Here is a 20,820-nt window from a genome sequence, read left to right as displayed (position 1 = left end):
TCGGCCCGCGCCGAGGTGGCGAGGAACGGTCCCGGAAGTAACAGTTGGTCGAACGATTCCGGTCGCGCCGGTCCGCAGTGGAAACGGGGGGGTTTGCACGTCGGTCACACAGACCAGTTGTCGGCGAGAGGCCCCGTTCCCAGCAGGTGTGTCACCCATATTTCGCCATTCATCGAGATCCCGTTCGAGCGAGACGCCCCGAGGACCGACGGAAAGGTGTGTTTCAACTGGACGAGGTTTCGGGATCGTCGGCGGCCAGCGCGGACCCACTGTCGGGGAAAGTGTCATTACCGTCGCCGGTGACGCAGGCAGTATGGACGGGATGGCGCGGCGCTTCTGGCTCACGGTCCTTCCCTTGCTGACCGGCTTCTCGGCCGTCGGGCTGTTGGTACTGGCCGCTCTCTTTCCAGCACACCTGTACGAGGTGGGAGGAACCGGCTACATCGCGACGGCGGCCGTCGCACTCCTCTCGCTGGGGCTGTTGGTCTGGCAACTCGCGGCCGGGGGCGGGTCCAGCAGGGACCGGTTCGAGCGGCCCGGTCGCTAGCTCCGCATCGACCCGCCGTCGACCGGGAGGGCGGTCCCGGTGACGTACGAGGACCGGGGCGAGGAGAGAAACGCCACCACGTCGCCGAGTTCTTCGGGTTGGCCGACCCGTTCCAGCGGGGCGTCCGACCACGACTCGATGCCGGCCTCGTAGGAGTCGTACTCCCCGCGTTCGACGGCGTCTTCGACGAGTTCCTCGATGCGTGGCGTCTCGTGGGCGCCGGGGAGGACGGCGTTGACCCGCACCTCGGGCGCGAACTCGCGAGACTGGGTCTTCATCAGCCCGATGACCGCTCGCCGGACCGAGTTCGAGAGGACGAGGTCGTCGATGACCTCACGCACCGACCGGGAGGTGATGTTGACGACGGTGCCGGCCTCGGAGTCGCGCAGGTACGGGTAGGCGAACCGCGTGGTCCAGACGACGCTCATCACTAGTACGTCGTAGGCACCGTACCACTCCCGTTCGGTCGTGTCGAGGAACGACCCCGGCGCGGGACCGCCGGCGCTCGTGACGACGTGGTCGAGGCCGCCGAACGTCTCGACAGTCTCCTCTACGAGTGCTTCGATCTCGTCGCGGTCGGTGATGTCGGCCTGTACGGCCAGTACGTCGCCGTCACCGGCCGCCGTCAGCCGCTCGCGCGCCCGGTCGACGTGTTCGGGCGTCGTGCCACAGACGGCGACGTCGGCCCCTTCGCTCGCGAGTCGCTCCGCGCTCGCGAGGCCGAGTCCACTCGTCGCGGCGGTACACAGTGCGGCGTTGCCGTCGAGTTCGAGGTCCATAGCCGACCCGACGGTCGAGTGACCCAAAAAGTTCCGTGGTGACTGTCCCTAGCTGCCCCAGAAGTTGTCGCGGCTGCCGAGCCGTTCGTCCGCCTCGTCGTCATCGTCGCCCTGATAGCCCCGTTCATCGTCGTCCTCGCTGTCTTCCTCGTCGAGTTCGAGGCGTTCGAGTTCCTCCGCTCGTGCGTGGTTCGAGCGGACCTTGGTTATCTGGACTTTGGACTTCGCCGGCGGCAGGACGCCGTCGACCATGACGATGAACCCGTCTTCGGTCCGGCCGACGCCGGCACCGCTCTCGTGGATGTCGTCGACGGTGACGACGACTTCCTGTCCGGGCTTGACGGGTTGACTCTTCAGGTCCGAGATGGGCTGATTGTAGTGATTACACCACTCGGCGCCACCTCGGTCGCCGTAGTGCGTACAGCCCATGCCCTCGATACGTTCGGTAAAACTGGGGCATTCGTCTGCGAGCGGACAGTCGGGCATAGCATCGCGTAGATGGGCCGCGGGCAAAACGCTTGCGACCTGCCAGAGGGCGGCAGTTCACCGGCGGGAACGCGCGTTCACCCGGGGAACGCTTTTTCATTCTGGAGCGACAATTTGTCACACGATAGCGAGGAGCAAACACACATGCGGTCCCACGCCGTGGCAGTCCTGCTGTGTCTCTCGATTCTGGTCAGCGCTCCGTCCGTGTTGGCCACCGAGTCGCAGGCGAACGCCGCCGACGACGTCCAGTCGATGGACGTCCGTTACGTCGTCGACCGCCTCCCGGAGCAGGTCGGCCGCGTGCAGGTCACCGCCGTCGTCGACGTGCCGGACCGTGTAAGCGACCTCTCGGTCCGCACACCGACGAACACGACGGTTCTGAGCGCCGACGGCCTCGCGTCGACCGGCAGTCGCTGGCGCTGGGACGGCAGCAGCAACACCGTCTCCGTGACCTACACCGTGCCGGTCGGCCTGCGGACGGCGTACGGCCAGCGAACCGCGGACACCGCCGAGTGGGCGCTGGTCGTCCGCCGTGAGGTCGCGCTCCACGCTCGCTGGCGCTGGCAGGCCGGCCCCGACCCCGGCTGGAACGAGACGATGGCGGTCGCGGCCGGCCAGCGCGGCGTCGGCGGGGAGACGGCCGTCTTCGTCGGCCCCCACGAGACGATAACCCGGACGACGCCGGACGGCACCGTGCGATTGGTCGTCCCCGACGCGGCGACACTCGAACCCGACCCGGTCGCCGTCCTCGATACCATCGGGGACGCACAGCGCTCGACCACCATCGGGGACGCCCACGACGCAGTGACGATACTCGTCACGCCCAACAGTCTCGCCGTCGGCGGGTACACCCCCTCCAACGGCGCGCCCGTCGCCCTCGTCAACGCCGGCGAACGCGTCGGGGTGCCGACCAACGTCTGGGTCCACGAGTACCGTCACACGCGCCAGACCTACCGCACCAGCGCCGGGATGGCGTGGCTCGAGGAGGGGAGCGCCGACTACTACGCCGCCCGGATGACGTATCAGCAGGGCCGCATCGACTACGACCGCTACCGACGGCGTGTGACGACCGACCGGTACCGCGACGCCGACCTCACCCGTCCGTCGACGTGGTCCTCGCCCGACGTCCAGTACGACAAGGGAACCCGCGTCGTCGCCGCCCTCGACGTCCACATCCGACAGGCGACGGACGGCGAACGCACCTTCGCGACCGTCCTCCGACGGCTCTCCCGGTCCGACGAGCGACTCACTCTCTCGGTGTTCGCCGAGACGGTCTCCGCCGTCGCGGGCCAAGACCTCGACGCGTTCGTGCGGCAGGCCGTCACCGGCCCCGCACCGTCCGTCCCGGCGGACCCCGACGGTGACGGCGTCTCGACGCACGCGGAGCGACAGCGCGGGACCGACCCCTACCGGGCGACGATGGGCGACGGGAGCGACGACCGAACAGCGGCCCGGATCGACGGCACAGCGTGGCCACAGAGCGAGGAACAGCTATCGGACGATCGGACGGCGACCGACCGACTCGGCGTCGCCAACGGTTCGAGGGACGGTGCCGACCGGGGTACCCCCGAGCGCCCACACGCGCCGCTGCCGCTCTGGCTCGCCGTCCTCGCCGTCTGGCTCGTCCTGACCGGCCTCCTCTGGCGTGACCGTCCCGGTAGGCTGCCCGGACGACGGCATCGATAACCACGTGCCGGCGTCAGTACGGACCACTGCACCAATATCGTCAGTGAAACTCGCGCGCGAAGAGATAAGTGGTGCAGTAATTTCTGATCCGACATGGCAGACTACGCATCGATGTTTGGTCAGGGAGGGCTCAACGATCAAATCGACGCGGACAGGCTGGTGACAGATATCGGCCTCGACTCGGCCGAAATCGACCGGCGCAAGGAATTCCTCGGGTTCGACGACGACGACGTGGCTCGGCTGGCCGACCTCGGGCCGCTGTTCGAGGCCCACGCCCCCGAGATCGGCGAACGGTTCTACGACAACCTCACCCAGTACGAGGACACCGTCGACGTTATCGGTCGCTCACCGAAGGGTATCGACGCCCTGAGACAGACACAGGAGGCGTACTTCGCGACGCTGGCCGATGGCGAGTACGGCCGCGAGTACTTCCGGAACCGCGCCCGCATCGGCAAACTCCACGACATGCTGGATATGCCGATGAAACACTACATCGGCCAGTACGGCGTGTACTACGATCTCATCCTCCCGCTGCTGACCGAACGGACGACCGACCGCATCCACGACGAACTGACGTCGGTGGTCGGTGATACGGCGACCGACGGGGGAGTGAGCGCCGACAGCTCGTCCGAGACTGACGACACCCTCGCCCGCGTCGACGCAGTCGTCGAGAACGCGATAGCCGACCTCCGGGCCGATATCAGCGCCGTCCTGCGAATCATCAACCTCGACATGCAGGTCGTGGCCGACACCTACATCCACTCCTACAGTTCGCGACTCTCCGAGGAGGTCGAGCGGCGCGAACAGTTGGCCGCCGAGGTCGAACGCGACCTCGAAGCGCCGATAGACGACCTCCAGCGCTCGGCCGACAACGTCGCCGACTCCTCCCAGCAGATATCGGCCGTGACCACAGAACAGTCCGAGCGCGTCCAGTCTATCGCGACCGAGGTGTCGAACATGAGCGCCACCGTCGAGGAAGTCGCTGCGAGCGCCTCGGAGGCCGAGACCAGCAGCGAACAGGCTCGCCAACTGGCCGACGACGGGCAGGACGCCGCCGACGACGCCATGAGCGTGATGGACGACGTGGGCGACGCCGTCGACGACGTGGCCGACGACCTCGACGACCTCCAGCACCGCGTCAGCGAGATCGACGCCGTCGTCGAGGTCATCAACGACATCGCCGACCAGACGAACATGCTGGCGCTGAACGCCTCGATCGAGGCCGCTCGCGCCGGCGAGGCCGGGTCCGGGTTCGCCGTCGTCGCCGACGAGGTGAAGTCACTGGCCGGCGAGTCCCAGGAGCGCGCCAGCGAAATCGAGGCGCTCGTCGCCGCCATCGAGGACGACACCGACGACACCGTCGACAGCCTCGACGAGACGACGGCCCAGATAGAACGCGGGTTCGAGCGCGTCTCCGAAGCCATGGAACTGCTCGACGACATCGCCAACGCCGTCCAGGAGACCGCAAGCGGCATCCGAGAGGTCTCCGACGCCACGGACGAACAGGCCGCCACTACCGAGGAGGTCGCCAGCATGCTCGACGACCTCGTCGACCGGGCCGACACCGTCGCCGCCGAAGCCCAGCAGATCGCCGCCGCCAACGAACAACAGGCCGCGACCATCGAAAACGTGAGCCAGACCGTGAGTCGGTTAACGGAGTAGCGGAGACTCGGGCCGAAAGACCACCGGTTCGAGGGCTGAGCATCCGCGGCGCGACGCGCCGCGGTTCACCGGAATCGCCGACGGCGATTCCGGCCTTTTTCATCGACGTTTTTCGAGGAGCGGTGCGCGACGCGCACCCGACGATGTAAAAGGTCGACGGGCACGGTGGGATTCGAACCCACGACCGTCGGATTAGAAGTCCGACGCTCTATCCGGACTGAGCTACGTGCCCTCACCCGGAGGTAGTAGGCGAGTCTCAAAAGCCGTGTGGATTAGCCGTCGAACTCCACGTCCTCGTCGGTGGCGTCGGTCGTCGTGATGGCGATGGCGTCGGTCGTCTCGACGGCGGCGAGGCCGTCGATGTCACAGATAGCGTCGACGCGGTCGTGAGGGACCGACACCGCGAGGTCGTCGAACTGGAGGTGGCGTTCGACCGTGCCGCCGCGGTCCTCGACGGCGGCGGCGACGGTTTCGGGGTCGGCGTCGTCGGTCGTCGTCAGCGCCAGTGCGACCGACTCTCCCTCGATGGGGTCAGCACGGATACTCTCGACGGCGCGGGAGACGTACATCACTCGGAGGATGGGCCGCCGGGGCCTTGGTTGTGCCGTTCGGCCGTTTCGAGTCGGGACTCCGCGACGGCGAATGCGAGCGTGCTCGCCAGTCCCAGCAAGGTGCCGCCGGTGAGGACGACGGCGAGGTATTCGAGGTCCTGAATCCCGAGGAAGAAGGCGCTCAGGCCGTGGAGGACCGCGCCGATGGCAAGCACGTAGAAGGGTGCGTTGAGGTAGCGCCACTTGAACGAGTCGTGGAGGTACTCGTCGGTGACGCGACCGAGGCTGGAGGTGATGCCGGCGGCGGCGAACCACCGGACGGCACCGTTGACCAGTGCGGCCAGTACCTCGACCGGCGAGAGCGGGTCGGGTTGGGCTTCGAGCGTGTTGACGCCGCTGACGCCGCCGATGGTCAGCAGCGCGGCGGCGACGACGTACGTGATGATGGTTATTCGGCCGGCGTAGAACCCGGAGGTGGCGCGGTCGACGGCCTCGTCGAGCAGTCGCTCGGCGCCCAGTCCGCGGGCGAGGACGTACAGACCCAGCAATCCGGAGATGATGCCGAGTGCGGACCCGGGAAGGCCAAGCGAGTCGACGGCAATCGTCAGCGGATAGATGAGCAACAGGATGCCGAGCGGTACCAGAATCGTGCCCCGGGTCTCCGGGTCGTCGAGCACCTGCTTGATAGTGTAGTACATCGATTCGAGGTCTTGGGCCTGCCGGACGACGACGCGGCGGACCCCGTCGATGCGGATGCGTGAACGGATGACGGGGACGACGGACTCGTCCTGTGCGCCGTCGGTGACGACGAGGGCGCGGACGTCTTCGCTGGCGGCCAGCGACGCGAGGACGGTGTCGACCTCCTCGCCGACGGCGCGGTTGGCGGCCACGTCGCCGGCGTCGACGCCGGTCACCGCGGCTACCTCGACGGGTTCGTCGTCGATACCGTCCGCGATGTGGACCCCCTCGAAGAGGACGTTCACGTCCGAGTCTTCGGGGTCGGCCTGCGCGAGGGCGACGGCGGCGTCGACGACGTTGTCCCGCCCGACGACCGGCGTCTCGACGTCCGTCTTGCGGCCGAGGTCGTCGTCTAAGTCCACACACAACACCAGCAGCATCGTGAGAGGGTACGCCAGCCGCGTTTATCTGTCTTCGGGCCTGTGGTTAGATGGCGTCTGTGGCCGCCTCGCGAGTGCGTCGCTCGACGACGAGCAGTGCCGCCAGTCCGAGGATGATGAGGGTGTACGCCGCCGCCGCGAACAACGCGGACCGCTCGCTGGCGTACTCGCCGGTTCGGAAGATGATCGCTTTCCGGACCATCGCGATGACGCCGGTGTAGATGACCAGTCGGACGATACGCCGGGTCTCGCTCTCCTGTGTGTACGCGACGACAGTCTGGTACACCTCGACGATGATGAACAGCAAGAGCGCCGTGTCGATGAATCCGACGACGACCAGCGGGTCCGTGATGTCGCCGCTGAGCGCGCGTTGGACGATCTGGAGACCGAGGTCGAAGACGCCGATGGCAAAGAGGACGACGAGGACGAGTGCCGCGACCACCTCGACGTAGCGCATCAGGTCCTCGCTGCGGGCCAGCACCCGTTCGTCGAGCGTGTCCGCCGGCGTGAGTGAGCCACCGACCGGGTCGTCGCCGTCCTCGGCCATGCGTGAAACTGTACCTCGAGTTACATCAAACTCGGCCCTATCTGACGTGACCGGGGTCTGCGGGCCGTGGTTCGGGTGACTCCTCCGGCGTGCCGAGTTTGGCCACGAGCAGCCCCACCGGGAGTAAGAGGAGGCTACCGACGACGAACGGCGACCAGAAGCCGACGGCGGCATAGAGACCACCCATCACCGGCGGGCCGACGGTGCGCGCGAGGCTGCCCGCGCCCTGCGTGACGCCGAAGGCGCTGCCCTGGACGTCCGCGCTGGCCCGCTGTGAGACCAGCGCCGTCAGCGTCACCGAGAGGATGCCGTTGCCGACGGGCAACAGCGTCAGGACGGCCAGCAGACCGAGCAGTTCGGCGGTGAGAAACGGAGCCAGCGCGGTAAGGTCCGGGAAGACGACGCCGAGCGACCGGGAGAAGGGGAGCGCCCCCACGCTGACGACGAGCAGTCCCGTCCCGGCCAGCGAGAGGGTGATCGGGCTGTATCGAGCCGTGAGTCGACCGACGAGGACGCCCTGCGTCACGACGGCGAGCAGGCCGATGTAGGTCAGCAAGAGAGCGCTCTGGGCCGCCGTGTAGCCGTATATGTCCGCGACGTAGGGGATGAACATTATCTGGACCCCGGAAAAGGCAAAGGAGACGAGGAAGAACGCGCTCAGCAGTTCCCGCAGTCCCGGCGTGGCGACGGCGGCGCGCAGTTGGGCAAGCGAGGAGGTGCGTTCGGTCGCGTCGTCGCCAGCGTTCGGCGTCCGTGACTCCGGGAGGAACAGGAGGGCGACGACGACGCCACAGAGACTGGCGAACGCGGCGGCGAAACTGGGCAGGGAGAAGCGGTTGATGGGGACCGCTGCCGGCAACGCCGCGTCGACGGCGGCGACGGTGGCGTCGAAAGAGAGGACGGCGCCGATACCCGGCCCGAAGATGAACCCCAGCCCGAACGCCGCGCCGATGAACCCCAGCGCGGCGGCCCGGCGCTCCGGCGGCGTCACGTCCGCGACGTAGGCCTGTGCCGTCGAGATGTTCCCACCCATCGCGCCGGCGAGCATCCGCGAGGCAAAGAGCAGCCACAGCGCGTCCGCGAGGCCGAACACCGTCCACGCCAGTACGGAGCCACACAGCGAGAGGACGAGGACCGGCCGACGGCCGACTCGGTCCGAGAGCGACCCGAGCAACGGCGCGAACCCGAACTGCATCGCCGAGTACGACGCGGCCAGCAGGCCGATGACGAATTCGGTGCCGCCGGGGAACGACCGGGTGTAAAAAGGGAGGATGGGGATGACGATGCCAAAGCCCAGCAAGTCGAGGAAGACGACGGCGAAGACGATTGCGAGGCCGCGGCGGCGGCCGGCGTCCGACATGACGTGGAGTGGGTCGGGCGAGGGGATAAGCCCGGGGGCGGTGTCGACGCCAGCCGGCCCATGCCGACCCACACCACGCCGACGACGATGCGCACGCTTTTTCCCGCTGGGCGCGGTGCTAGCCGTACACGATGATCTCCGAGGGCTGCGAGCAGTGCGCCAAAGGCGGGAAGATGGTGCTGTTCGTCTACGGCTACTGCGACCAGCGAGACTGCTTCTACTGTCCCCTCGGGGAGAACCGCAAGAACGTCACCCAGATGTACGCCAACGAGCGTCCCGTCGAGGACGACGAAGACGTCATCGAGGAGGCAAAGCGCATGAGCGCGCTGGGTACCTCCATCACGGGCGGCGAACCGCAGGAGGCCCTCGACCGGACCTGTCACTATCTCTCGCTGCTGAAAGACGAGTTCGGCGAGGACCACCACACGCACCTCTACACCGGTATCACGGGCGGCCGCGAGAACATGCGCCGGCTGGCCGAAGCGGGCTTAGACGAGATTCGCTTCCACCCGCCGCTGGAGCTGTGGGGCGACCTCCACGGCACCGAGTGGGAGGAGATTCTGTACATCGCCCGCGAGGAAGGTCTCACCCCTGCGTTCGAGATCCCGGGCATCCGTGCCGAAGAGGAGTTCCTCGAATTCTTAGACGAGGGCGCCGCCGACTTCTGTAACATCAACGAGTTCGAGATGTCCGACGGGAACTACCGCCGGATGCAGGAGGAGGGCTTCGAACTCAAAGAGGACCACATGAGCGCCGTCGAGGGGAGCCACGACATCTTAGAGACGATGGGCGACCACGAGAAGGTGTACTTCTGTACGAGCGTCTTCAAGGACGCCGCCCAGCACCGCTCCCGGCTCAAGCGGATGGCCCGCAACATCCGCCGTGAGTTCGACGACGTCACCGAGGACGGCACCCTCGTCTACGGGAAGGCGTGGGTCAGCGAGGCCCGACTGGAGGAACTGGGCGTCCCCGAGGAGTTCTACGCCGTCAAGTCCGAACACGTCGAGCTGGCGTGGTGGCTCTTAGAAGAGATGGTCGAGGAGGGCGACGTCCCGAAGGGCGAACTCGTCGAACAGTACCCGACCTACGACGGGACGGTCGTCGAGCGGACGCCGCTGTCGGGCGGGTCGAGCGGCGAACGAGCCACTGCAGACGACTGAGCGGACGACGACCGGTCGGGTTGCGGTCGTCTGACGAAGCGAGAGGCGTCCGGACAGCACGGCACCCCGAGCGGGTAACCGACCGAATAGTGAATGGAGCGTATAGCAATCGGGGGGCCGGTCGACCGGGGCGGTATGAGTAACCAGTATCCAGCGGTTACGCGCCGGGAGATGGTAGCGCTCGCGGTTGGTACGTCGCTCGCCGGCTGTTCCGGCTTGCTACCGGCCGGTCAGGAGGGCACCGCGCAACCGGTGAATCGACAGGGGACGGCGACCAGTACGGACGGCGCGCAGCAGGAACGCACGGGCGAGACGGTCCGGGCCTTCGTCGGGTCGTACCACTGGGGGTACTTCCTGCTGGACGCCGACGGCACGGAGCGGGACCGGCTAACGCTATCGCCCGGCGACGAACTCCGCCTGACGCTGTTCAACGTCGAAGCCGACAGCGCCATCGAACGCCTGCCACAGGCAGTCCGAGCGGGTATCCCCGAGGCCGAGGACCGCGCCCGGCGGAACGAACAGACCATCCCCATTCCGCGAGGAACCTCACTCGACGCGCTGCACGAGGCCGCCGAAGCGGCGTATCCCGACCACAGCCTCGCGCTCGTCGGTGACGCGTTCCTCCGGCCCAGCGGCCGGGGACAGGGAGAACCGCCACAGGGCCCGGGTGGCGGTCCGTACGGCCCCGGCGACGGTCCGTGGGGCGGCCATCACGGGCCACACGGCCCCGGTGGTGGGCAAGGCCCGGGTGGCGGATACGGTCCCGGCGGTGGGCAAGATCCGGGCGGTGGATACGGTCCCGGCGGTGGACAGGGCCCGATGGGGCCGGGCGGGTGTTGGGGGCCGGCGTTCGGCGGGACGCTCGCCCCGACGACGTACCTCTGGCACCACTCGACGGTGCCCGCGGAGTTGGGCTTCGTCGTCGACACGACCGGGTCGTTCGGCTTCGCGTGTACGGTCTATTGCGGGTACGGCCACCCGTACATGGCCGAACCCGGTCGGGTCGTCGTCGGCGAGGAGTGAAACTGCGTGTAAGCGGTGCCGACGTCCGCACAGGGGGTGGTTATCGACTCCGAACAAGATTCATATCGGAGAGTCGAGTGTGTCTCCCTGTTGCCCTCCATGAACTTCGACATCGACAGCGGCAAACTGCTGTACGCGCTCGGCGTCGTGTTCGCCGCGGCGGCGTTCGTGTACTTCGTCCGAGACGTGGTGTTCGGCCTCTCGATTACGGTGAAAGCCGCCCTGCTGTTCGCTGCGTTCGTCGCCTTCTTCGTCGCCGGCGTCACCGTCCAGCGCGACGTCCTCGACGTCGTGGCGTTTGCCCTCTCGGGGCTCTCGTACGTCGTCTTCGTGGGCTACGTCGCCCTGCGGTACGACCCCGGCGAGACCGGGATATTCCTGTTGCTCGCGCTCTCGGCGGCCCTGTTCGTCGCGCTCGGATACGCGCTCCGAGAGAGAGGGCTGGGGCTCCCGGTCCGGACCGCCGCCGGCGTCGTGGTCGCACTGGTTCTCGTGAGTACCGTCCTCGTGGGCGTCGACGCCGTCGGCGGCGGCGTCACCTACGAGTTACAGACGAATCAGTCGGTCACCGTCGACACGCCGCCGGCCCGTCACGATGCGCGGTACGTCGAAACCCGAGAGCGAATCGGGACGATGACCGTCACCAACGAGTTCGTGTTCACCCGGGCGATGTCGCTTCCGCGGCTACAGGGGTGTCTGGCCGGCGTCGAGGACGTGCCGCGTCGAGACGTGTGGGTATCGTATCAGGGCAGCGACTACAACCGCGACGACACCATCGCGGGCGGGGTCACGCGGCAGTTCAGCGTCGAGGCCGACATCCCGGTCGACGTGAACCAGACCGAGTCGACGACCTACACCATCGAACGAGGGAGCGACTGTACCGTCGACCGCTCGTCGCCGACGCTCGTCGTGAACGTCGGCGAGGAAGACCTGCGGTGGGACTGATACTGGTGGCTGTAAGTTCGTAAAGATATTCGCCACCCCGGGGTGGCGAATTACTTCAGTTTGGTACAGCCACCAGTATGAGTCAGACGGACTGTCGTGTCAGCACGACCGCGTGCCGAGACGCGGTCGTCCCGGTGCCCAGTTACGACGACCCGTATCAATCGTCGAGTTCGCACAGACACTGCCGGCAGTAGGTCACGCCCGCTCGGTTCTCCCTCCCGCAACTGGGACAGGCGACCATCTCGTCGGGCACCGGGTCGCCGCCGGTCACCGTCGCCGCGACTGCCGCAGCGTCGAAACTCCACTCCGACCCCGACTGTTCCATCGCCTCGGCGCGCTGCTGTGCGCGTTCGATGAGTTCGTCGTCCCGCATCGCCTCCAGCCCGCGCCACAGGGCCAGGAACATCACCGTCGGGGCGAGGATGACGAACAGCCCCGAGACCACCCGGAGCGCCAGCTCTAGCTGGCCGATTGCCATACACCCACATGGTGCTGGAGCGACGAGAAGCCTTCGGCGCTCAGTAGTCGTACAGCGAGACGACGTAGGGGAGTTGGTTGTACATCCAGACGGCGAGCGGGATGCCCACGATGGTCAGCGTCAGCGTGTAGGCGACGCCCGTCCAGATGCCGCTGGCCCACCACCCGACCAGCAGGAACCACACCGCTCGCACCAGCAGGGAGTGTTGGCTGCCGCCGTCGCGCTCCTCGACCAGCGTCTCCCGCCGTTTCAGCGAGAGTACCAGCGGCACCCTGTTTATCATCTTGATGCCAAGCGGGATGCCGATTATCGTGACGTTGAGCAGCCACGCTATCGAGAGCCACACGCCGGTCAGCCACCACCCGACCAGCACGAACCACACCGCTCGCACCGGCAGGGAGCGTTGGTCACTCATAGCCGGCACTAGCCCGCCGCGGGACATAAGTTTCCTGTCCGAGTACCGAGGACAGAATTCGAGACGGCACGGGACGCTCACACACCCCTGAGCAACGCTTTTCTACGGGCCGAGTGAGCCGGGAATCATGGCAGTCCTCCCAGAGTCCGACGCGTTCGGTGCGATGTGTCGTGACTACCACGAACACGGCGAGGCGTTCGAAGTGGTCGAGCGCGACGACGGGTTTCTGAACCTCCCCGGCGGCCCGGAGGTGTACTTCACCACGCCCGAGGAGTGGGGCGACCTCGACCACACCGCCGTGGAGTGGGCCGAGGGGCACGTCCTCGACGTCGGGTGTGGCCCCGGCCGGCACGCACTGGAACTCCAGCAGCGCGGCCACGACGTGACGGGCATCGACCTGTCTCCGGGCGCGATGGCGGTCGCACGCGACCGGGGGGTCGAGGACGTCCGCGAGTGCGACGTCGTCGACGCCGGCGGCCTCGACGAGCAGTTCGACACCGCCCTCATGCTGGGCAATAACTTCGGGCTAGTCGGGAGTGCCGAGCGAGCGCCCGAGATACTCGGTGCGCTGGCCGACGCGACGACGAGCGACGCCGCGCTCGTCGCATCGAGCATGGACCCGACGATGACCGACGAACAGGTCCATCTGGACTACCACGAGCGCAACCGCGCGAACGGTCGGCTCCCGGGTCGGGTCCGCATCCGCACCCGCTACCGTCGCTATGTCGGCGAGTGGCACGATTACCTCCACGTCGCCCCCGATACGATGCGCGAACTGGTCGACGACACGCCGTGGACCGTCGTCGACGTCGAACAGCAGGGACCGCACTACGTGGCGAAGCTCCGGCCGGCGTGAGTTGATACCATTACAATTTCTGATATTTGTGGTGAAAATAAAACCAGGAGTACATTTCAGCAAGTACGCTATATATCTTACAGCTTTTTGTGTGGTACCCGGGGACGACCACACGAATGGCCAGTCGAGATACACGTCTGGAAGCCGTCAGGTCGTCGCGGCTGGTTCCAGACCTCGTCAGAAGACGGTTCGTCCGAAAGTTCGCCGCCGCCCTGCTGGTGGCTATGCTGGTCGCTGGTGGTATCGGGGCGTTCCTGTACGCCGACGCCACACAGACCCTCGACCAGCGCGTCGAGTCCCGCGTCGTATCGACGGCCGAGTTACAGGCCGACGGCCTCGATAGCTGGGTGAACGGGTTCCGCCGACAGACACGTACCCTCTCGTCCGTACGTGAGTTCCAGAACGGACAACCCGAGGTCATCAAGGACTACCTCCTCCTTGAGGCCACGGACCTGACCGACGCCTTCGTCGCTGTCCACTACGTACAGGCCTCCGACGGGACAATCGAGGCCAGCACCGCCCACGGCCTCAGCGGGAAGACGCTCGGCGAGTTGGGCGTCCCGTGGGGCGAGAACATGGCCCCCATCGACAATCAGACGGACCAATCGGGCACCGTCCTCGTCCCGGAACAGCCCTACGAGTCGTCGGTGACCAACGACACCGTCCTCGCGTTTGTCAGTTCCGCGCCACAGAACACCGAACACGTCGTCGTCGTCGAGGCGAATCTGGCGGCGCGTGCGGACCGGTTCTATCAGGGAACGTCCGGCGGCGAGACGGCCGTCGTCGACACCGAGGGGCGAACCGTGCTGGGGACGGCACTCACGGCAGAGAGCGCCGCCGTCACCGGCACGGGTGCGAACGCGAGCGGGTTCGCCCGGGACGGGGACACCGTCGCCGGGTACGCGGCGCTCTCGACGCTGGACTGGACCGTCGTGACGCAGGTGCCGGCCGCCAGCGCGTACGGCCTGCGCAACCAGATCGGATCGAGCCTCCTGTTGACGCTGTTCTCCGCACTCCTCGTCCTCGGCGGCGTCACCCTCGTCGTCAGCAAGCGGTCAGCGAGCGCTTTGAGCGAACTCACCGAGAAAGCCACGGCGATGAAACGTGGTGACCTCGACGTCTCGCTGGACTCCGACCGGCGGGACGAAATCGGCCAGTTGTACGGCGCGTTCGGCGAGATGCGCGACTCCCTGCGCGAGCAGATTTCCGAGGCCGAGGCCGCAAAGGAACGGGCCGAATCCGCCCGGGAAGAGGCCGATAGGACCCGGGAGCGGGCGGTCGAACTAAACGAGCAACTCGAAGCGCACGCCGCGGCTTACGGTGCGGTGATGGACGCCTGTGCCGAGGGCGACCTGAGCCAGCGGATGTCGACCGACGCCGAGAACGACGCGATGCGGGCGATTGCGACCGCCTACAACGACGTCATGGACGAGTGGGAGGCGACGATTCGGGAAGTACGCGCCTTCAGCGACGCGGTGGAGGCTGCGAGCGCGGACGTCTCCGAGAACGTCGCCGCCGTCCGCGACCACAGCGACGACGTGCGCGAGGCCGTCGTCGAGATGGCCGACGGCGCCGAACGGCAGTCCGACGAACTCCAGACCGTCTGGGAGGAACTGGACGACCTCTCGGCCACCGTCGAGGAGATGTCCGCCGCCGCAGACTCGGTCCGAGAGCGCGCCGACGACGCACTCGACCGGAGTCGAGACGGTCGGGCCGCCGCCACCGGCGCGGCCGACGCCCTCGAGGAGATAGCAACATCCACCGACCGGGCCGTCGCGGAGGTCGAGGAACTGGAGTCGCTGATGACCGACGTCGAGACCGTCACCGACCTCATCGCCGACATCGCCGACCAGACGACGATGCTCGCGCTCAACGCCAACATCGAGGCGGCGCGGGCCGACGTCGACGGCGACGGGTTCGCCGTCGTCGCCGACGAGGTCAAGACGCTCGCCGACCGTACCGTCGACGCGACGGCCGACATCGAGTCGTCCATCCAGCGCATGCGCGGACAGGTCGAGCGGACCGTCGAGGAGATTCACGCGACCCAGTCGAAAGTCGACACCGGAACCGAGACGGTCGAAGACGCACTGGTCGCGTTCGACGGCATCGTCGACGACGTCGAGGCCGCCACCAGCGGGATGCGTGAGATAGACCGTGCGACCGGCGAACAGGCCGAGTCCGCACAGGAAGTCGTGGCGATGGTCGAGACGGTCGGCGACATCAGCGACCGGACCGCCGAGGAGGCCGCGACCGTCGCCGACGCGACGGGCGAACAGGTCGATGCCGTCGGAGACGTCGAGGCCGACGTGATTCACCTCTCTGAACGGGCGAGCGAACTCCGAGACCTGCTCGCGACGTTCGACGTGGACAGCGTCGGCGAGACGGACGTGTTCGACCCGACCGTCGCAGCGACCGTCCCCGAGGACGCCGAGACGGCGGCGGACGAACCGCATCTCGGTACCGACGACGACTCCCGGGATCTCCCCCTCGCTAGCGACGGGGCCGGGGAGTGAGACGCTGATCGGCCGGTTTACGCTTCGAAGCCGTCCTCGAACCGGAACGTTCCGTCCCGCTGGACGACGTCCCCGTCCACCTCGATGTAGGAGTCCTCGCTCATGTCGACGATCATGTCGACGTGGACGGCCGAGTCGTTCTGCTCGTTGCCCTCACCGACCGTCTCGTCGTAGGCGCGGCCGACGGCCATGTGGACGGTGTCGCCCATCTTCTCGTCGAACAGCATGTTGTAGGTGAACTGGTCGATGTCGCGGTTCATGCCGATGCCGAGTTCGCCGAGGCGACTCGCGCCCGCGTCGGTCTCTAGCACCTCCGTCAGCAGGTCTTCGTTCTTCTCGGCGCTGTGGTCGACCACCTCGCCGTTCTCGAACCGGAGGAAGACGCCGGTGACCTCCCGACCTTGGTGGTACAGCGGCTTGTCGAACAGTACCTCGCCCTCGACGCTGTCGGGGACGGGCGCGGTGAACACCTCGCCACCCGGGAGGTTCTTCTCGCCGTAGTCGTTGAGCGTCACGTTACCGGCGATAGACATCGTGAGGTCGGTGGTGTCGCCGGAGACGATGCGCACCTCGTCGGCCGGGTCGAGGACGTCGACCATCTGGGACTGGTGTTCTCGCACGGCGTCCCAGTCCTTGTTCACGGCGTCCCAGACGAAGTTCTCGTAGCCCTCGGTGGACATCTGGGCCAGTTGGGCGTTGGCCGAGGCGGGGTACTGGGTGAGACACCACGTCTTCGAGAGGCGCTCTTCGAGGAGGGGTTGCTGGGCCTGTTGGTAGGCGGCGGTGGTCTCCGGGTCGACGTCGCTGGCTTCGGTGACGTTTTCGTTCCCGCGGATGGCGATGTAGGCGTCCATCGCCTCGTAGAGGGCTTCGAGGTGGCCCGGCGTCTCGAACTCGTCGCGATTGCGGAGGAACGCGCGCTGGAACCGTTCGCCGAGGCGCTCCTGTACGACAAGCGGGTTCGCGCCGCGGTCGGCGGCCAGTTCGTGGAGCGCGACGACGAGGTCCTCTGCGACGGGATGTGCGTCGATGACGATGTCGTCGCCCTCGCTCAGGTCGATTGAGTGGTCGACGATGACTTCTGCGTGTTCGCGGATGCGCGGGTCCATACAGGAGCGTCCGGCGACGGGCCCAAACCACTTTCGCCGCCGGCTACTTGTCCTTGCTCTGTTGGAACCCCTCTCTGAACCCTTGGAAGGTCCGGCGGAGCATCAGGTACATGAAGAAGAAGAAACCGAGCACCGCGGCCAGCAGTCCGTAGATGAGCACATCCTGCATACCCGGCCGTTGACAGTCACCAGACAAAGAGGTTTCGCCACCGTTCGATAGCAGCCCGGAAACCGCCGATTTCGAAGAGTCAAATCCGTCTTTGAGCGATATGTGTAACGACCGTCGTACCTTGGCAAAGACTCATAACGCCATAGTACATATCGTATCCCATGTCGTTGCTGCCCTCTCGGGACCCGGCGATTCCCGACGCGGAACCCCGGGTCATCGGGGTCGACAGCGAGGACGCAGACGACGTCCTCTCGGCACTCTCCTCGGAGACTGCCCGCGAGTTGCTGGCGGCACTCAACCGTGAACCAGCGCCGCCCGCGGAACTCGCCGACCGAGTGGGGACGTCGCTCCAGAACACCCAATACCATCTCAAGAAACTGAAAAACGCCGGTGCCGTCGAAGTCGTCGATACGGCCTACTCCGAGAAGGGCCGCGAGATGGACGTGTTCGCGCCCGCGAACCAACCGCTGGTCATCTGTGCGGGCGACGAACAGGAGACGTCGGGACTGCGGGCCGCGCTGTCGAACCTGCTGGGTGCCCTCGCAGTCGTCGGACTGGCGAGCGTACTGGTCCAACAGGTGTTCGGGCGCGGACTCGGGACACTGTTCGGGCCGACGGTCCGGAGTGGCAGTGCGGACACGGGCGACCCAGACCCGAGTTACTACATCGAGAACGGGACCATCGCCGACGGCGGCGTAGCCACGCAGACGGCGGATGCGGCGACACAGGGCGGCGCGGAACTGCTCGGTGGCCTCCCGCCCGGACTCGCTTTCTTCGCCGGCGGGGCGTTCGTCCTCGCGATGGTCGGTGCCGCCTGGTACGTCCGCCAGTAAGTGTCAAACCAGTCTTTCACTCTCCAATAGGCCCTTTGTTTTCGAGTGTCAACGTATCACACGCGCCGAACTGCTCGGCGCGAGACGGTCCGCAGTTGGCACTCTCAGCTGGCATTCCCCGGCGGCGCGGCCGGTTCCCTCTCACCGGTCTCGGGCCGCCGTCGAGAACACCGCTCCATCTGGCGACCGGAGGCGGACACGGACGCGTCCGTCGTCTGCCTCCAGTTCGGCGTGGGCTGGCCGATAGCGGCGCGGGTCGGCGTAACTCCCCGGATTGACGAGTAACCGACCGCCGAGTTCCCCGATCTCGGGCCGGTGTGAGTGACCCACGACGACAACGTCGGCGTCCTCCTGTCGCGCGAGCATCCCCAGTGCCGTCTCCGAGTGTTCGTGACCGTGGACGACGAGTACCGTCAGCCCCGCCCACGAGAGCGTCGCCACGTCCGAGAGCCGGTCCCGGACCCCCATCGTGTCGTTGTTCCCGGAGACGGCCGTGAGCGCCGACGCCTCGGCCGCGACGGCGTCGAGGACGGCTTCCGTGGTGAAATCGCCCGCGTGGACGACGTGGTCCGCGGCCCTGACCGCGTCGAGCGTGTGCCCCTCCAGTCGGTGGCCGTCGGTGCCGTGCGTATCGGAGACGACAGTGAGCATATCCCGGATAGCGTCTCCAGCCGTAAATCCAGAACCACTTTCCCCCAGCCTCGTGACTGCCCGGGCATGGCAGGCAGTAAATCAGTCGTCCTCGCCGCCCTCGTCGCCAACGGCGCCATCGCGGTCCTGAAGTTCTTCGGGTTCCTCCTGACCGGGAGCGCCGCGATGCTGTCGGAGACGTACCACAGCATCTCCGACACCGGCAATCAGGTGTTCCTCCTCATCGGCATCCGGTTTTCCGGACGCGAGGCCGACCGACAGCATCCCTTCGGCTACGGCAAGGCACAGTTCTTCTACAGCTTTCTAGTCTCGGTGTTCCTATTCGGCATCGCGGGCTGGGAGAGCCTGAAACACGGGTACAGCGAACTCACCGCCGCTGGCGGTCACGGTGGGGAGGCCGCTGGCGGTGCCGTCGAGTTCCTGTTCATCAGTTTCACGCCGCCGACGTGGCTCGACCCCCTCTGGGTCAACTACAGCGTCCTGCTGGGTGCCTTCGCCTTCGAGACGTGGGCGCTGTACAAGGCCCGCGCCGAGATGCGACGGCAGATGAAGCGCAACGACTGGTCGAGCTATCGGGAAGCGTTCCGCAAGACCAGCGACGTGACGACGTTGACGGCGCTGACCGAGGACACTATCGCTCTCGCCGGCATCGTCATCGCACTGACTGGCCTGTTCCTCGAACAGATGACCGGTAACGCCGTGTACGACCAGATTTCGGCGGTGCTCATCGGCATCATGCTGATGGGATTCGCGCTGGCGCTGGCGTGGGAGAACAAACGCCTCATCCTCGGCGAGAGCCTGCCGGCGGACGTGGGCCGAGAGCTCCGAGCGGCCGTCGCTGACCACGAACACGTCACCGACATCGTCGACTTTCGGACGGTGTACTTCGGACCGAACGAGGTCGTCGTCTCGGCCGACCTAATCTTTACGGATGGGCTGGAGACAGCGGAGATAGACGACGCCATCACCGCCATCGAAGACTCGCTGAAGGCGATCAACGGCGACATCCGGAAAGTGTACATCGAACCCGAGACGGCTTGATACTGCAGGCTGTACCGTCTCTGGCGAGTTCGTCACCCCGGGTGACCGACCACTTCACGAGCGGACACCCGGCAGTATGTCTCACTCGTACAGTCCGAGTTCGTCTGCCCACCACGGCACGGAAATCCGGTCTATACCGGTCGTGACCCGCATCCGGATCACGACTGCCGCCCCGACGGTGCGGCGTTCCCGGTAGTCGACGTAGCGGACGACGCCCGCCCGGTCGACGTAGATGCGTGACCGGACCGCGACCGTCTGGTCCGGGTCGGCACCAGGTACGGGCACCGCCGTGTCGTTGGATCCGACGACGGCGAGCGCCCGACCGTCGCGCTGGACCGTCCCGAGACGGTGGTACTCCTCGGCGTCGAGGATCGGGCGGAGACGGGCCGCACCCGACGCCGAGGAGACGTACGGAATCTGGCCGTCGCTGGGTTCGGTGACGTAGTCCGTGTCCGGGTCGTCGCGGACGCTGCGATACAGCGTCCCGTTCGCGACGACGGCGTCGTCGGTCAGCGGGCCGAACGTCCGCCGGACGCGGGTTATCCCGCGCTCGCGGTCGACCCACACGTCTCGCGTGTTCTGTGGCCCCTCGCGTTCGACGTGGCGGTGGAAGCTCCGATCGGCGAGTGCGGCCTCGTGCCGGTCCAGAATCCGGTCGAGGTCGACGCTCCCGTTTTCGCGCGGGAGCGCCACGGTGTCTGTGGTCGTCTCGGGCACCGGCGCGGGCGTCAGCGGACGCTCCGAGGAGGACGTGTCGGCACTCGCAAACAGGCCCGAACAGCCCGCGAGCGCGACCACCGCGACGACGAGCACCGGGCGCCACATGGGTAGAGACAGGAGTGCGAGCGGGATAGCTGCTGGGGCGAACCCTTTTGCCCGAGAACGGCCAAC

22 protein-coding genes and 1 tRNA gene are annotated in these 20,820 nt (G+C 66.9%); 10 read left to right on the top strand and 13 right to left on the bottom strand.

What is annotated here, in order from left to right; all coding sequences use genetic code 11:
- Positions 1–313 precede the first annotated feature (313 nt).
- Positions 314–547: a hypothetical protein gene (locus tag NDI85_RS14505; protein ID WP_189001822.1), complete on the top strand. Its 234-nt coding sequence runs from the start codon at positions 314–316 to the stop codon at positions 545–547.
- Here the strand turns inward: NDI85_RS14505 and NDI85_RS14500 are convergent.
- Both NDI85_RS14500 and NDI85_RS14495 read right to left on the bottom strand, forming a co-directional pair.
- Positions 544–1,326: an SDR family oxidoreductase gene (locus NDI85_RS14500; protein WP_189001820.1), complete on the bottom strand. Its 783-nt coding sequence runs from the start codon at positions 1,324–1,326 to the stop codon at positions 544–546. The two genes, NDI85_RS14505 and NDI85_RS14500, sit on opposite strands and share 4 nt — an antisense overlap.
- A gap of 48 nt (positions 1,327–1,374) precedes the next feature.
- On the bottom strand, positions 1,375–1,812 hold the full coding sequence (locus tag NDI85_RS14495; protein WP_166967364.1) for a TRAM domain-containing protein: 438 nt from the start codon (positions 1,810–1,812) through the stop codon (positions 1,375–1,377).
- Between the two features lie 144 nt (positions 1,813–1,956).
- Here NDI85_RS14495 and NDI85_RS14490 point away from each other — a divergent pair, with 144 nt between their 5' ends.
- On the top strand, positions 1,957–3,498 hold the full coding sequence (locus NDI85_RS14490; protein WP_310916196.1) for a hypothetical protein: 1,542 nt from the start codon (positions 1,957–1,959) through the stop codon (positions 3,496–3,498).
- Between the two features lie 93 nt (positions 3,499–3,591).
- Positions 3,592–5,160 carry a globin-coupled sensor protein gene (locus NDI85_RS14485; RefSeq protein WP_310916195.1) on the top strand — a complete coding sequence of 523 codons (1,569 nt, stop codon included), beginning with the start codon at positions 3,592–3,594 and terminating at the stop codon, positions 5,158–5,160.
- A gap of 157 nt (positions 5,161–5,317) precedes the next feature.
- Here the strand turns inward: NDI85_RS14485 and NDI85_RS14480 are convergent.
- From NDI85_RS14480 to NDI85_RS14460, 5 genes are all read right to left on the bottom strand, one after another.
- Positions 5,318–5,392 (bottom strand) — tRNA-Arg (locus NDI85_RS14480).
- 40 nt (positions 5,393–5,432) lie between these two features.
- A complete protein-coding gene (locus tag NDI85_RS14475) occupies positions 5,433–5,729 on the bottom strand; it encodes a hypothetical protein (protein WP_310916194.1) in 297 nt (98 codons plus the stop codon).
- Positions 5,729–6,829 (bottom strand): DUF373 family protein, encoded by a 1,101-nt coding sequence (locus NDI85_RS14470; RefSeq protein ID WP_189001806.1) that lies wholly within the window; start codon positions 6,827–6,829, stop codon positions 5,729–5,731. The genes NDI85_RS14475 and NDI85_RS14470 overlap by 1 nt, the downstream gene beginning before the upstream one ends.
- 46 nt (positions 6,830–6,875) lie before the next feature.
- Positions 6,876–7,376: a phosphate-starvation-inducible PsiE family protein gene (locus NDI85_RS14465; RefSeq protein WP_310916193.1), complete on the bottom strand. Its 501-nt coding sequence runs from the start codon at positions 7,374–7,376 to the stop codon at positions 6,876–6,878.
- Between the two features lie 37 nt (positions 7,377–7,413).
- Entirely contained in the window at positions 7,414–8,736 is a 1,323-nt protein-coding gene (locus NDI85_RS14460) for an MFS transporter (RefSeq protein WP_310916192.1), read from the bottom strand.
- A 131-nt stretch (positions 8,737–8,867) separates the two neighbouring features.
- Between NDI85_RS14460 and NDI85_RS14455 the strand changes: the two genes are divergently transcribed.
- The 3 genes from NDI85_RS14455 to NDI85_RS14445 all read left to right on the top strand — a co-directional run bounded on the left by NDI85_RS14455 (position 8,868) and on the right by NDI85_RS14445 (position 11,864).
- The gene (locus NDI85_RS14455) at positions 8,868–9,896 is read left to right on the top strand and encodes a radical SAM protein (RefSeq protein ID WP_189001802.1); all 1,029 of its coding nucleotides are present in this window, start codon (positions 8,868–8,870) and stop codon (positions 9,894–9,896) included.
- A 135-nt stretch (positions 9,897–10,031) separates the two neighbouring features.
- Complete coding sequence (locus NDI85_RS14450; protein WP_310916191.1) at positions 10,032–10,919, top strand: hypothetical protein; 888 nt, start codon at positions 10,032–10,034, stop codon at positions 10,917–10,919.
- Positions 10,920–11,018: 99 nt separating this feature from the next.
- A complete protein-coding gene (locus tag NDI85_RS14445) occupies positions 11,019–11,864 on the top strand; it encodes a DUF1109 domain-containing protein (protein WP_310916428.1) in 846 nt (281 codons plus the stop codon).
- Positions 11,865–12,021: 157 nt separating this feature from the next.
- On the opposite strand, the gene NDI85_RS14440 is transcribed toward NDI85_RS14445, so the two are convergent.
- The gene (locus NDI85_RS14440) at positions 12,022–12,342 is read right to left on the bottom strand and encodes a zinc ribbon domain-containing protein (protein ID WP_310916190.1); all 321 of its coding nucleotides are present in this window, start codon (positions 12,340–12,342) and stop codon (positions 12,022–12,024) included.
- A gap of 40 nt (positions 12,343–12,382) precedes the next feature.
- Positions 12,383–12,757 (bottom strand): YccF domain-containing protein, encoded by a 375-nt coding sequence (locus NDI85_RS14435; protein WP_189001796.1) that lies wholly within the window; start codon positions 12,755–12,757, stop codon positions 12,383–12,385.
- A 127-nt stretch (positions 12,758–12,884) separates the two neighbouring features.
- On the opposite strand from NDI85_RS14435, the gene NDI85_RS14430 reads away from it, so the two are divergent.
- The gene (locus tag NDI85_RS14430; protein ID WP_310916189.1) at positions 12,885–13,613 is read left to right on the top strand and encodes a class I SAM-dependent methyltransferase; all 729 of its coding nucleotides are present in this window, start codon (positions 12,885–12,887) and stop codon (positions 13,611–13,613) included.
- Between the two features lie 116 nt (positions 13,614–13,729).
- Positions 13,730–16,126 carry a methyl-accepting chemotaxis protein gene (locus NDI85_RS14425; RefSeq protein WP_310916188.1) on the top strand — a complete coding sequence of 799 codons (2,397 nt, stop codon included), beginning with the start codon at positions 13,730–13,732 and terminating at the stop codon, positions 16,124–16,126.
- Between the two features lie 17 nt (positions 16,127–16,143).
- On the opposite strand, the gene NDI85_RS14420 is transcribed toward NDI85_RS14425, so the two are convergent.
- The gene (locus tag NDI85_RS14420) at positions 16,144–17,235 is read right to left on the bottom strand and encodes an aminopeptidase (protein WP_189001791.1); all 1,092 of its coding nucleotides are present in this window, start codon (positions 17,233–17,235) and stop codon (positions 16,144–16,146) included.
- A 43-nt stretch (positions 17,236–17,278) separates the two neighbouring features.
- Complete coding sequence (locus NDI85_RS14415) at positions 17,279–17,404, bottom strand: hypothetical protein (RefSeq protein ID WP_268239460.1); 126 nt, start codon at positions 17,402–17,404, stop codon at positions 17,279–17,281.
- Between the two features lie 161 nt (positions 17,405–17,565).
- Here NDI85_RS14415 and NDI85_RS14410 point away from each other — a divergent pair, with 161 nt between their 5' ends.
- On the top strand, positions 17,566–18,237 hold the full coding sequence (locus NDI85_RS14410; RefSeq protein WP_189001789.1) for a helix-turn-helix domain-containing protein: 672 nt from the start codon (positions 17,566–17,568) through the stop codon (positions 18,235–18,237).
- A gap of 141 nt (positions 18,238–18,378) precedes the next feature.
- Here the strand turns inward: NDI85_RS14410 and NDI85_RS14405 are convergent, their stop codons facing one another.
- Entirely contained in the window at positions 18,379–18,888 is a 510-nt protein-coding gene (locus tag NDI85_RS14405; protein ID WP_310916187.1) for a metallophosphoesterase, read from the bottom strand.
- Between the two features lie 66 nt (positions 18,889–18,954).
- Here NDI85_RS14405 and NDI85_RS14400 point away from each other — a divergent pair, with 66 nt between their 5' ends.
- Complete coding sequence (locus NDI85_RS14400; protein ID WP_310916186.1) at positions 18,955–19,929, top strand: cation diffusion facilitator family transporter; 975 nt, start codon at positions 18,955–18,957, stop codon at positions 19,927–19,929.
- An 81-nt stretch (positions 19,930–20,010) separates the two neighbouring features.
- Here NDI85_RS14400 and NDI85_RS14395 read toward each other — a convergent pair whose 3' ends face one another.
- Complete coding sequence (locus NDI85_RS14395) at positions 20,011–20,754, bottom strand: hypothetical protein (protein WP_310916185.1); 744 nt, start codon at positions 20,752–20,754, stop codon at positions 20,011–20,013.
- Positions 20,755–20,820: the final 66 nt, after the last annotated feature.

The organism is Haloarcula sp. S1AR25-4 (assembly GCF_031624555.1).
GTDB classification, from domain to species: domain Archaea; phylum Halobacteriota; class Halobacteria; order Halobacteriales; family Haloarculaceae; genus Haloarcula; species Haloarcula pellucida.
Note: the sequence above shows the minus strand (reverse complement) of the source record. Positions and strands in the feature narration are given on the sequence as shown.